Genomic DNA, 12185 nt, shown 5'->3' on the forward strand with positions numbered 1-12185 from the left:
CGCGCGACCAGGGCGTCTGTTTCTTCGGTCCTGTCCGTCGCTTTCTGCCGGGACTGATAGCGCGCAAACGACCACATTTCCCTATTCGCATGGTCAGTGGGTGGTGCCGGTTGTTTGCGTGCACCCGAATTGGCATTCGCCTCCATATGGGTGTGCAGTTCGCCGTGCCGCGGATATTCACGTGGGCGATTTGGGGAGGCCATGGTTTCAAGCCAGAACAGATGGCGGAATGGGTGGGATGCTGCTGCTCCTGGTGCAGGCGGTTCTCCTACATCGAGAGGGGGAGGGTATTGCTAGCCTACGAACGGAGTTGACAAGTTTTTACATTTGTCACCGACGGCTAATACTTGTCTCATACCAGGAGAGTCCATGCAGAAGCTCAAAATTGCCGTGAGTCACTCGGTTGCCGAAAGCTTTATTACGGATTATGAAAAAGTGGATGCAGCATTGACCGACTTCACCAATGTGGCTGCGGTGGTTGGCTCACGCGAAGATGCGCATGACTTGCTGGACCGAATCAACAGAACCGGGTTTGAAGTGCCTTTCTTTCTGGCGCTCAAGGACAACGAGGATGTGCCCGAGGGCTTTTTTTCTCGCTTGAGCGGTGTCATTCAGATTGACCGTGGCAACCGCCATCACTATGGCCGCAAGATCACGGCAACCGCAGACAAATATGTGGATGCGCTGTATCCCCCCTTCTTTCGGGCGCTCAACGAATATGTCAAGCATGGCAATTCGGCCTTTGACTGCCCTGGCCACCAGGGAGGGCAGTTCTTTACCAAGCACCCTTTGGGTCGACAGTTTTTCCATTTCTTTGGTGAAACGCTTTTCCGCTCCGACCTGTGCAATGCCGATGTCAAACTGGGTGATCTGCTGATCCACGAAGGCGCGGCGCTGGATGCGCAAATGAATGCGGCGCGCATCTACAACGCAGATAAAACCTATTTCGTGCTCAATGGCACATCGACTTCCAACAAGGTCGTCACCAGCGCCTTGCTGGCCAAGGATGATCTGGTTCTTTTTGACCGCAACAACCACAAGTCCATTCACCTGGGGGCCTTGGTCTTGTCCGGTGCATTGCCGGTTTATCTGGAGACGGCGCGCAATCCTTTTGGATTCATTGGCGGCATCGATGCCCATTGCTTTGATGAGGCCTATATCCGTGAGGCCATTCGCGCGGTCTCTCCGGAAAAAGCCGATGCGCCACGCCCGATTCGCCTGGCCGTGATCCAGCTGGGCACTTACGACGGCACCATTTACAACGCACGCCAGGTGGTGGATCGCATAGGCCACCTCTGTGACTATATTTTGTTTGACTCCGCCTGGGTGGGGTATGAGCAGTTTATTCCCATGATGCAGGCCAGCTCGCCGCTTTTGCTGGAGCTGGGTGAAAACGACCCCGGTATTTTTGTTACCCAGTCGGTGCACAAGCAGCAAGCGGGTTTCTCGCAGTCGTCACAAATTCACAAAAAGGACCGGCACATCAAAGGCCAGCAGCGCTATGTCACGCACAAGCGCCTGAACAACGCCTACATGATGCATGCCTCCACCAGTCCGTTCTATCCCATTTTTGCGGCGCTGGATGTCAATGCCCAGATGCATGCGGGCGCTGCGGGCCGTCAGCTGTGGCGCGACTGTGTGCGTGTAGGGGTAGAGGCTCGCAAGCTCATTTTGCGCAACTGCAAGCACATTCAGCCCTTTATTCCCACCATGGTGGATGGCCGTCCCTGGGGTGAATATGAGACGGAGATGATCATTGATGACTTGAGGTTCTTCAAGTTCCATCCCAATGAGCGCTGGCACGCGTTTGAAGGCTATGCCAGCAACCAGTATTTTGTGGATCCCTGCAAGCTGCTGCTGACCACACCCGGCATTGACAGTCAAAGCGGTGGATACGCCAGCTTCGGCGTCCCGGCGTCCGTGTTGGCGCACTATCTGCGTGACAACGGCATCGTTCCTGAAAAAGCCGATCTGAACTCCATTCTGTTCTTGCTCACGCCTTCCGAGCGGCTTTCCAAGATGCAGCACCTGGTTTCGTATCTGTGCCGTTTTGAACGCCATCTGGAACTCGACAGCCCGATGGAAGAAGTTTTGCCCACGGTCTTTCACAAGCACCCCGAGCTCTACCGGGGCTACACCATCCGGCAGGTATGCCAGCGCATGCATGATTTCTACAAGAGCCACAACATGCAGGCCTTGCAGAAGTCCATGTTCCGCAAGGCCGGGCTGCCGAGCCAGACCCTGACTCCTTATGAAGCCAATGCGGAGCTGGTGCGCAACAACGTGGAACTCGTGCCGCTGACGGAGATTGCAGGCCGGATTGCCACCGAAGGTGCGCTGCCCTATCCCCCCGGTGTGCTGTGCGTGGTGCCTGGTGAAGTCTGGGGCGGTGCCGCGCTGCAATACTTTCTGGCTCTGGAAGATGGCATCAACAAGCTGCCAGGCTTTGAGCCGGAAATCCAGGGCGTCTACCTCCAAACCGAGGCCGATGGTTCGCGCCGCGCATATGGCTATGTGGTGAAGCGCTAAGGAGTCCACCCATGAGCAACTCCAAGAAAATGGGTGTGGTTCAGCTCACCACATTGACCATTGTGAACATGATGGGCTCGGGCATTATCTTGTTGCCCACCAAGCTGGCGCAGGTGGGGACCATCTCCATCTTTTCCTGGCTGGTCACGGCCTTGGGCTCTTTGGCGCTGGCTTATGCCTTTGCGAAATGCGGGCGTTACAGCCGAAAAGGCGGGGGTATGGGCGGGTACGCGGAATACTCCTTTGGCAAGGCCGGCAACTTTCTCACCAACTACACCTATGGCGTGTCGCTGGTGATTGCCAATGTTGCCATTGCCACCACGACGGTGGGCTATCTCACCTCTTTGTTCGGCTGGCAGCTCTCACCTTTGCATATTGCTTTGGCCACCATCGCCACCCTGTGGATGGCGACCATTCCCAACTTCGGGGGGGCTCGCATCACGGGGAGAATCAGCGGTATCACGGTCTGGGGCATTATTTTGCCGGTGGTGGGTCTGTCGCTGTTTGGCTGGTTCTGGTTTGATGCAAGCCTGTACCGATCGGCATGGAACCCGCATGAGCTTCCGTTCTGGAATGCCGTGACGGCCTCTATCTCTGTCACGCTATGGGCTTTTCTGGGATTGGAGTCGGCCTGTGCCAATACGGACGCCGTAGAGAACCCGGAAAGAAATGTGCCGATTGCCGTGCTGGTGGGAACGTTGGGCACGGCGATCATCTATATCGCCTCCACCAATGTGGTCGCAGGCATTGTGCCGAATCTGCAGCTGGCAAACTCCGCCGCGCCTTTTGGCCTGGTGTTCGCGCAAATGTTCACCCCTGAAGTGGGGCAGGCGGTGATCGGGTTGATGATCATCTCCTGCTTTGGCTCGCTGCTGGGCTGGCAGTTCACCGTGGCGCAGGTGTTCAAAAGCTCTGCCGATGAGGGCTATTTCATCCCGGCCTTCGGTAAGGTGACGGCGGCTGACGCCCCTGTGCTGGGGATGATCATTATTACGGTTGCGCAAACCTTGCTGACGCTGATGACCATCAGCCCCACCTTGGTCAAGCAGTTTGATATTTTGGTCAACCTGGCGGTGGTGACCAATCTGGTGCCCTACATACTGTCCATGGCCGCCATTGCGGTGCTGCTCAAAAGCGCTGCGACGGGAGCTGGTGAACTGCGGCTCACCTTGGCAATTTCTGCGGTTGCGCTGCTCTACAGCTTTTATGCGCTCTACAGCGCAGGACAGCAGGCGGTGTATTGGGGCGCTTTGGTCACCTTCCTGGGCTGGGTGCTGTATGGATTCATCACCTCGCACAAATACGATTTGACCCAAAAGGTCGAGTACTAGATGGCTCTGCATGGTGGCGGCCTGGCATGGGCTTGCTGCCTCGCACTTGCCCGCCTCTGATGCCCGCGTTGTGCGGGCATCAGGCCTTCAGGCACCCGATGGCTGCCTGCTGCCGGGCATGTTGTGCCGCGTGCTCTTTAGTTGGGAGAAGGGCGTGGCTGTGGGCGCGGCGGGTAATACGGGTAGGGGTAGCGCGGATCCACATTGATCACCATGGGCATATCGGGCATGGGCGTGTCGTAGCTGATGCTCTCGGTCACCGTGGTGCCGGGTGGGGTCGAGCCGTACACGCCGGGGCTGACGGCGCCGCCCTGCAGACCCGCGCTGTCGTAATTGCCGGTGGACTGCTTTTGCACCAGCACCCAGCGGCCGGGGTCATGGTCCATACGGGTGGTGTGGCGGCGGCCGGCATATTCGTAGCTCACGTCCCAGCCCACAGTACGGTTTTCGTAGCGTGTGGTGTTGACGCAGCGGCGCATGGGCTGGCTGCCGGGGTAGACCTGCATGGGGCGGTCGCCATAGGTGGGGGCGTCATCGCAGACCTGCTGCGGCACGGCCACCTGCTGCACCACCGGCACGGATTGCAGTACGCGGGCGCGCTCCTGGGCCTGGGCCAGACCCGTGCCCAGGCCGGCCGCCGTGACGGCGCTCCAGATCAACCAATGGCTTGCTCTCATGGAATGCTCCTTGCGCGATATGTCGCACTGTAAACGCTGCGGGCCGGTTTCAGCGGCCCAGCGCAGCGGCCCAATCTTCGGGCTTGAAGCCCACGGTGGTGCGGCCATCCGCCCACTCCACCACCGGGCGCTTGATGACGCTGGCATTGTCCAGCATCAATCGGCTGGCGCTGGCGTCGTCCTGGACCGCTGCTTGCACGGTGGGCTCCAGCTTGCGCCAGGTCGTGCCCTGGCGGTTCACCAGCTTTTCCCAGCCCACGGCCTGCAGCCAGCGCGGCAGGTGGTTGGCGGGCACGCCTTGTTTCTTGAAATCGTGGAATGTGTAGGCAATGCCTTGCTCGGTCAGCCAGGCGCGGGCCTTTTTGACGGTGTCGCAATTCGGAATGCCGTAAAGAATGTGCGTGGTACTCATGCCCTCCATCATCAGGGATACAGAGGGTGGGCGACAATCTCGCCTCGTATGCACCACACACCGACCACCCTTTCCGAGTGGCTCGCCCATTGCGAGCAGATCCATCCTCAGACCATTGCCATGGGCCTGGAGCGCGTGCAGGAAGTCGCGCGCCGCATGCAGCTGCGCTTTGACTGCCCCGTGATCACCGTGGCGGGCACCAATGGCAAGGGCTCCACCTGCGCCATGCTGGAAGCCGTGGCCCTGCAGTCGGGTTTCAAGCCCGGGGTCTATACCTCGCCCCATCTGGTGCACTTTGAAGAGCGCTGCCGTATGCATGGCGAGATTGCCAAGGCCGAGGAATTTCTGCCGCATTTCGCCGCCGTGGAGGCCGCGCGCCTGCAGGGCGAGGTGGTGCTGCTGACCTATTTTGAATTCACCACGCTGGCGATCTTGCGCATGCTGAGCCTGGCCAAGCTGGATGTGGCCATCTTGGAAGTGGGCCTGGGCGGCCGCCTGGATGCCACCAACATCGTGGATACCGACTGCGCCATCATCACCAGCGTGGACATCGACCACACCGCGCTATTGGGCAATGATCGCGAAACCATTGGCCGCGAAAAGGCCGGCATCATGCGCGCGGGCCGCCCGGTGATCGTCAGCGATCCGGTGCCGCCGCAAAGCGTGATTGACCATGCCGAAGCCATAGGCGCTGATCTGTGGCGCTTTGGCCGTGACTTCAACTACGACGGCGACAAGCAGCAATGGGGCTGGGCCGGCCGTGGCCGCCGCTATGCTGGCCTGTCCTACCCGGCGCTGCGTGGCGCCAACCAGTTGGTGAATGCGGCCGGTGTGCTGGCCGCATTCGAGGCCATACGCCAGCTGTTGCCGGTGACGGCCCAGGCCGTGCGCACCGGCCTGGCCATGGTGGAGCTGCCGGGCCGCTTCCAAATCATTCCCGGCCAGCCCACGCTGGTGCTGGACGTGGCGCACAACCCGCACTCGGTGGCGGCGCTGACGGCCAATCTGGACGCCATGGGCTACTTCCCCACCACGCATGCCGTCTTTGGCGCCATGGCCGACAAGGATTTGGCACCCATGCTGCTCAAGCTGGCGCCGCTGATTGATCGCTGGTATTTCACCGACTTGCCAACCCCCCGGGCCGAGACGGCAGTCAGCCTGCAGCAGAAGTGGAATGCTGTGCAAATGGTGGCCAGCGGCCGTCAGCAGGTGAGTACCAGCCTGCATGCCAGCCCCGAAGCGGCTTTGAATGCAGCCGTGGCTGCAGCAGAGCCGGCTGATAGAATCGTGGTCTTTGGCTCGTTCTTCACGGTGGGTGGTGTGCTGCAGCATGGCGTTCCGCGCCTTGAAGGCAAGCACTTGCAAGCTTGACGTCCCTATAGCCTCCCCGCATCGCACTCCATGGCATTTTTCAAGTTCCGTTGGCCCGGCAAAAAAGAAGAGGCTGAGCAGCCGTCTTCGCGGCGCGCCTCCCGCAATGCCCAGTCCGAGGGCATTGAGTCGCTGCGTCGCCGTGCGCGCCATCGCTTGATCGGTGCGGCCGTGCTGGTGCTGTTGGGGGTGGTGGGCTTTCCGCTGCTGTTCGACACCCAGCCACGCCCGGTGGCGGTGGACGTGCCCATCGAAATTCCCGATCGCAACCAGGTGGCACCCATGGTGGTGCCCGGTGAACACACCACCATGCCGGCCAACCCCAGGGGCGCCGCCATGGCGCCACCCCGTGGCGCGCCTGCGGCCGTGGGGACCGAAAACAGCCTGGGTGAGGGGGAGGAAGTCTTCACGCCTTCCACGCCCGCACCGGCCGCCGGCACTGCTTTGCCGGTGCCGCCACCCGTGCCCCGTGTGACCCCTCCGGTTGCGCCGCCTACCGAAGTGAAAAAACCCGAGCCCAAGCCCGAACCCAAGGTGGAGGCCAGAAAGCCCGAGCCCAAGCCGGAACCCAAACCCGAGCCAAAGCCTGAGCCCAAGCCCGAACCCAAAAAGCCCAGCCATGACGACGAGGCCGCGCGTGCCCGTGCCTTGTTGGAAGGGCGCTCGCCCGCTGCGTCGGCGGCCCAGCCTGCGGCGGCCAAGCAAGAAGGCCGTTTCATCGTGCAGGTGGGCGCTTTTGCCGATGCCGACAAGGCGCGCGAGGTGCGCCAGCGCCTGCAAGGTGCCGGTCTGAATGCCTATACCCAGGATGTGAACACGGCCGCAGGCAAGCGCATCCGCGTGCGTGTGGGACCATTCAATGGCCGTGACGCTGCCGACAAGGCCGCGGCCCGCATCAAGGGCATGGGCCTGGCGGCTGCGGTGCAGCCGGCCTGACGCACCCAGGACAGGCATGCAGACTTTGGACGCGGTATTGCTGGTGCTGTGCTGTGCCTCCCTGTTGCTGGGGGCATGGCGCGGCCTGGTGTATGAATTGTTTTCGCTGGTGGGCTGGATTGCCGCTTTCTGGGTGGCACGGCTGTTGGCTGGCGATGTGGGGGTCTGGCTGCCCATGGAGGGCTTTGACCCCACGGTGCGTTATGCGGCCGGCTTTGTGTCAGTCTTCGTGGTGGCGATTTTTGCCTGGGGGCTGCTGAGTACCCTGGCCAAGAAATTGATAGAAATTGTGGGGCTGCGCCCGGTGGATCGGGCCTTGGGCGCCCTGTTCGGCGTGCTGCGCGCGCTGGTGCTGGTGCTGGTGGCGACGCTGGTGGTGGTGAATACCTCGCTGTACCAGCAGGACTGGTGGCAGCTGTCGCTGTCCGGTCCTTTGCTGGCCGATCTGGTGGGCCAGCTGGTGCCGGCACTGCCGCAGGATCTGGGCAAATACCTGGCCGCCCCGGTGTAAGGCTTGAAAGGCGCAGGGCCGTGCAAGCGGCCTTGCATAGCAACGCAGGATGTCCTCCTGCCATTGATGGAACGCAACTATGTGTGGAATCGTCGGCGTGGTCAGCACCGCGCCCGTGAATCAGCTGATCTATGACGCCCTGCTGCTGCTGCAGCACCGCGGCCAGGATGCCGCGGGGATTGTGACCCAGCAAGAACGCAAGTTCTTCATGCACAAGGCCAAGGGCATGGTCAAGGACGTGTTCCGCACCCGCAATATGCGGGCGCTGCCGGGCACGGTGGGCCTGGGCCAGGTGCGCTACCCCACAGCGGGCAATGCTTCCAGCGAGGAGGAGGCCCAGCCCTTCTACGTGAACGCGCCTTTTGGTGTGGTGATGGTGCACAACGGCAACCTCACCAACGCCAAGCAGCTGCGCCATGAGCTCGCGGATACCGACCACCGCCACACCAACACCGAGAGCGACTCCGAAGTGCTGCTCAACGTGCTGGCCCACGAAATCGGCCGTGCCACCAGCGGTGCACCGCTGACGCCCGATGAAGTCTTCAAGGCTGTGCGCGCCGTGCACAAGCGCATCAAGGGCTCCTACGCCGTGATCGCGCTGATTGCGGGCTATGGCCTGCTGGCCTTTCGCGATCCCTTTGGCATTCGTCCGCTGTGCATGGGCAAGGGCGCGGATGGCACTTATATGCTGGCCAGCGAGTCGGTGGCGCTGGAGGGCACGCTGCACCAGTTCGAGCGCGATATTGCGCCCGGCGAGGCGGTGTTCATCGGCAATGACGGCGTTCTCCACAGCGAGCAATGTGCTGAGGAAACGCAGCTGAGCCCCTGCGTGTTCGAGTATGTCTACCTGGCGCGCCCCGACTCCACCATGGATGGCATCTCGGTCTACCAGGCGCGTCTGAACATGGGCGAGACCCTGGCCAAGCGCGTGGTCTCCACCGTGCCGCCCAGCGAGATCGACGCCATCATCCCGATCCCCGAATCCAGCCGCCCCAGCGCCATGCAACTGGCCCAGCTCCTGGGTATTCCCTATCGCGAAGGTTTTGTCAAAAACCGCTACGTGGGCCGCACCTTCATCATGCCGGGCCAGGGTACGCGCAAGAAGTCGGTGCGCCAAAAGCTCAATGCCATCGGCAGCGAGTTCAAGGGCCGCAACGTGCTGCTGGTGGATGACTCCATCGTGCGTGGCACCACCTCCAAGGAAATCGTGCAGATGGCGCGCGACGCCGGCGCCAACAAGGTGTATCTGGCTTCGGCCGCGCCCCCGGTGCGCCACCCCAATGTCTACGGCATCGACATGCCCACCCGCGCCGAGCTGGTGGCCCATGGCCGCACGGTGGAAGAGATTCGCCAGGTGATTGGCTGCGATGCGCTGATCTACCAGGACGTGGCCGCCATGAAGCAGGCCGTGGGCAAGATCAACCCGGCGGTGCAGGGCTTTGAGGCTTCCTGCTTTGACGGCGTCTACATCACCGGCGACATCTCCAGCGAAGAGGTCACGGCGCTGAACGAAGGCCGCAACCGCGGCGGCGAAGAGGAAGAAGAAGACACCTCGCGCCTGTCCTTGCCCAACGCGCAAGACCTGTAATGTCTGGCCCTGTGTGCGGCGCTATGGGCGCGGCACGCAGGGTGCTCATAAAAACATGAGCTTATGGTGCTGGTATAGACTGGTTTTGCGCATGTTTTATGCTGAAGAACAAGACTGCATCAGCTTCATAAGCTCATATTTTTACTACGGTGTGCAAGCCCTGTGAGGTGCAGGGAGGTGCATCCACAAGGAAGCCAACGTGACCGAACACTCCCTGCCTGATGGCTTGCACCTAGAAACCCTGGCCGTGCGCGAAGCAGTGGAACGCAGCCAATGGGGTGAGCACAGCGAAGCCCTGTACCTGGCCAGCAGCTTTGTGCAGCCGAATGCCGAAACCGCGGCGCGCCGCTTTGCGGCCCAGGAAGAGGGCTATACCTATAGCCGCACCAGCAACCCCACAGTGACCAGCTTCGAGCGTCGCCTGGCGGCCATGGAAGGCACGGAATGCGCGGTGGCCACATCCACCGGCATGTCGGCGATTTTGCTGGTGGCACTGACCGCACTGAAGGCGGGCGACCATGTGATCTGCTCCCAGTCCATGTTCGGCTCCACCATCAAGCTGCTGGGCACGGAAATGGCACGCTTTGGTGTGGAAACCAGCTTTGTCTCGCAAACCGATGCGGCGGCATGGAAGGCCGCCTTGCGCCCCAACACGCGGCTGCTGTTCGCCGAAACGCCCACCAACCCGCTGACCGATTTGTGCGATATCGCCGCGCTGGCCGAGATCGCCCATGCCCATGGCGCCTTGCTGGCTGTGGACAACAGCTTTGCCACGCCCGTCTTGCAGCAGCCCGCCAAGCTGGGAGCCGACATCGTGGTGCACTCGGGCACCAAATTTCTCGATGGCCAAGGCCGTGTCATGGCGGGTGCGGTCTGCGGAACCACGGCGCTGGTGGACAAGGTCATGGGCACTTTCTTGCGCAGCGGCGGCCTGAATCTGGCGCCCTTCAACGCCTGGGTGGTGATGAAGGGGTTGGAGACGCTGGCCCTGCGCGTCAAGGCGGAAAGCGCGGCCGCGCTGGAACTGGCCACCTGGCTGGAGGTCCACCCCAAGGTGGCACGCGTGTACTATCCCGGCCTTGCCAGCCACCCGCAGCATGATCTGGCCATGCGCCAGCAAAGCGGTATGGGCGGCGCCGTGATTGCCTTCGATGTGATGGGGCAGGGCGCCGAGCAGTTGCGCGCCAACGCCTTCCATGTGGTGGACAGCACGCGTGTGTGCTCCATCACCGCCAACCTGGGCGATGTGAAGACCACCATCACCCACCCGGCCAGCACCTCGCACGGCCGCCTGACCGAGGAGCAGCGCCAGGCTGCGGGCATCGGCCAGGGTTTGATTCGTATTTCCGTGGGGCTTGAGCATTTGGACGACCTGAAAGCCGATTTGTCCCGTGGACTGGATACCTTGAAATGACAACTAACAAAATTCGCACCCGTTTTGCCCCATCGCCCACCGGTTTCATCCACCTGGGCAATATCCGTTCCGCCCTCTACCCCTGGGCCTTTGCCCGCGCCAATGGTGGCGACTTCATTCTGCGCATCGAAGACACCGATCTGGAGCGCTCCACCCAGGCTTCGGTGGATGTGATCATCGAAGGCATGGAATGGCTGCAACTGAGTCATGACGAAGGCCCGTTCTACCAAATGCAGCGCATGGACCGCTACAAAGAGGTGCTGGCCACGCTGCAGGAAAAAGGCCATGTCTACCCCTGCTATATGAGCATGGAAGAGCTGGACGCCCTGCGCGAGAAGCAAATGGCGAACAAGGAAAAGCCGCGCTATGACGGCACCTGGCGCCCCGAGCCCGGCAAGGTGTTGCCCCAGATTCCCGAAGGTGTGAAGCCCGTGCTGCGCTTCAAGACGCCCAAGGACGGCGTGGTGGCCTGGGAAGACAAGTGCAAGGGCCGTATCGAGTTCCAGAACTCGGAGCTGGACGACCTGGTGATTGCCCGCCCCGATGGCACGCCAACCTACAACTTCTGTGTCTGCGTGGACGATATGGACATGGCCATCACCCATGTCATCCGTGGTGATGACCATGTGAACAACACGCCACGCCAGATCCACATCTTTGAAGCCCTGGGAGCCCAGGTGCCCGTGTTCGCCCACCTGCCCACCGTGCTCAACGAGCAGGGTGAAAAGATGAGCAAGCGCAACGGCGCCAAGGCCGTGACGCAGTACCGCGACGAAGGCTATCTGCCCGACGCCATGGTGAACTATCTGGCCCGTTTGGGCTGGAGCCATGGCGATGACGAAATCTTCAGCCGTGCCCAGTTCCTGGAGTGGTTCAATCTGGACCATCTGGGTCGCAGCGCCGGCCAGTTCGACGAGGCCAAGCTGCGCTGGGTGAATGCCCAGCACCTCAAGGCCATGGATGACGCGACGCTGGCTGCGCTGGTGAAGCCCTTTGTGGTCAAGGCCGGTGTGGATGCTGCTGTGCTGGACGCCGACGACCGCCTGGTGCGCATTGCTGCGCTGTTCAAGGACCGCTGCGAGACGCTGGTGGACCTGGCCAACTGGGCCAAGGTCTTTTATGTGGACCGCGTGGAGCGCAACGCCGAAGACTACGCCAAGCATGTGACGCCCGAGGCCAATGCCGTGCTGGACGCCTTTGCCGCCGCCATGCAGGCCGTGGAGTGGAGCAAGGAAGCCATTGCTGCCGCCATCAAGGAAGTGCTCAAGGCCCAGGGCGTGAAAATGCCGGTGCTGGCCATGCCGGTGCGCGTGCTGACCGTGGGTTCCGCCCACACGCCATCGGTGGACGCGGTGCTGGAATTGCTGGGCCGTGAAAAAATTCTGACCCGTTTGGGAAACCGCTAAAAATCTGCCC

At 61.5% G+C, this 12185-nt stretch carries 10 protein-coding genes; 8 read left to right on the forward strand and 2 right to left on the reverse strand.

The window, feature by feature from the left end:
• Nucleotides 1–369 precede the first annotated feature (369 nt).
• A complete protein-coding gene (locus ACA027_RS08135) occupies nt 370–2529 on the forward strand; it encodes an ornithine decarboxylase (protein WP_370681881.1) in 2160 nt (719 codons plus the stop codon).
• Nucleotides 2530–2540: 11 nt separating this feature from the next.
• Nucleotides 2541–3860 carry a putrescine-ornithine antiporter gene (potE, locus tag ACA027_RS08140; RefSeq protein ID WP_370681882.1) on the forward strand — a complete coding sequence of 440 codons (1320 nt, stop codon included), beginning with the start codon at nt 2541–2543 and terminating at the stop codon, nt 3858–3860.
• 137 nt (nt 3861–3997) lie between these two features.
• On the opposite strand, the gene ACA027_RS08145 is transcribed toward potE, so the two are convergent.
• Nucleotides 3998–4537 carry a hypothetical protein gene (locus tag ACA027_RS08145; protein ID WP_370681883.1) on the reverse strand — a complete coding sequence of 180 codons (540 nt, stop codon included), beginning with the start codon at nt 4535–4537 and terminating at the stop codon, nt 3998–4000.
• A gap of 49 nt (nt 4538–4586) precedes the next feature.
• Nucleotides 4587–4949, reverse strand: coding sequence for an ArsC family reductase (locus ACA027_RS08150; protein ID WP_370681884.1), 363 nt, complete (start codon nt 4947–4949; stop codon nt 4587–4589).
• A 48-nt stretch (nt 4950–4997) separates the two neighbouring features.
• Here ACA027_RS08150 and folC point away from each other — a divergent pair, with 48 nt between their 5' ends.
• The 6 genes from folC to gltX all read left to right on the forward strand — a co-directional run bounded on the left by folC (nt 4998) and on the right by gltX (nt 12175).
• Nucleotides 4998–6320, forward strand: a complete 1323-nt coding sequence (gene folC / locus ACA027_RS08155) for a bifunctional tetrahydrofolate synthase/dihydrofolate synthase (RefSeq protein WP_370681885.1) — start codon at nt 4998–5000, stop codon at nt 6318–6320.
• Nucleotides 6321–6350: 30 nt separating this feature from the next.
• The gene (locus tag ACA027_RS08160; protein ID WP_370681886.1) at nt 6351–7256 is read left to right on the forward strand and encodes an SPOR domain-containing protein; all 906 of its coding nucleotides are present in this window, start codon (nt 6351–6353) and stop codon (nt 7254–7256) included.
• Nucleotides 7257–7272: 16 nt separating this feature from the next.
• Entirely contained in the window at nt 7273–7767 is a 495-nt protein-coding gene (locus ACA027_RS08165) for a CvpA family protein (protein WP_370681887.1), read from the forward strand.
• Nucleotides 7768–7846: 79 nt separating this feature from the next.
• Entirely contained in the window at nt 7847–9355 is a 1509-nt protein-coding gene (gene purF / locus ACA027_RS08170) for an amidophosphoribosyltransferase (RefSeq protein WP_370681888.1), read from the forward strand.
• A 199-nt stretch (nt 9356–9554) separates the two neighbouring features.
• Nucleotides 9555–10769: an O-succinylhomoserine sulfhydrylase gene (locus ACA027_RS08175; RefSeq protein ID WP_370681889.1), complete on the forward strand. Its 1215-nt coding sequence runs from the start codon at nt 9555–9557 to the stop codon at nt 10767–10769.
• Nucleotides 10766–12175 carry a glutamate--tRNA ligase gene (gltX, locus tag ACA027_RS08180; RefSeq protein WP_370681890.1) on the forward strand — a complete coding sequence of 470 codons (1410 nt, stop codon included), beginning with the start codon at nt 10766–10768 and terminating at the stop codon, nt 12173–12175. Before ACA027_RS08175 ends, gltX begins: the two co-directional genes overlap by 4 nt.
• Nucleotides 12176–12185: the final 10 nt, after the last annotated feature.

This window comes from Comamonas sp. GB3 AK4-5 (assembly GCF_041320665.1).
Lineage (GTDB): Bacteria > Pseudomonadota > Gammaproteobacteria > Burkholderiales > Burkholderiaceae_C > Comamonas.

What these genes read in the sequence shown, in the direction of transcription:
- ACA027_RS08150 (WP_370681884.1), bottom strand. Translation starts at nt 4,949, where the DNA reads ATGAGTACCACGCACATTCTTTACGGCATTCCGAATTGCGACACCGTC.
- ACA027_RS08145 (WP_370681883.1), bottom strand. Translation starts at nt 4,537, where the DNA reads ATGAGAGCAAGCCATTGGTTGATCTGGAGCGCCGTCACGGCGGCCGGC.
- potE (WP_370681882.1), top strand. Translation starts at nt 2,541, where the DNA reads ATGAGCAACTCCAAGAAAATGGGTGTGGTTCAGCTCACCACATTGACC.
- ACA027_RS08160 (WP_370681886.1), top strand. Translation starts at nt 6,351, where the DNA reads ATGGCATTTTTCAAGTTCCGTTGGCCCGGCAAAAAAGAAGAGGCTGAG.
- purF (WP_370681888.1), top strand. Translation starts at nt 7,847, where the DNA reads ATGTGTGGAATCGTCGGCGTGGTCAGCACCGCGCCCGTGAATCAGCTG.
- gltX (WP_370681890.1), top strand. Translation starts at nt 10,766, where the DNA reads ATGACAACTAACAAAATTCGCACCCGTTTTGCCCCATCGCCCACCGGT.
- ACA027_RS08165 (WP_370681887.1), top strand. Translation starts at nt 7,273, where the DNA reads ATGCAGACTTTGGACGCGGTATTGCTGGTGCTGTGCTGTGCCTCCCTG.
- ACA027_RS08135 (WP_370681881.1), top strand. Translation starts at nt 370, where the DNA reads ATGCAGAAGCTCAAAATTGCCGTGAGTCACTCGGTTGCCGAAAGCTTT.
- folC (WP_370681885.1), top strand. Translation starts at nt 4,998, where the DNA reads ATGCACCACACACCGACCACCCTTTCCGAGTGGCTCGCCCATTGCGAG.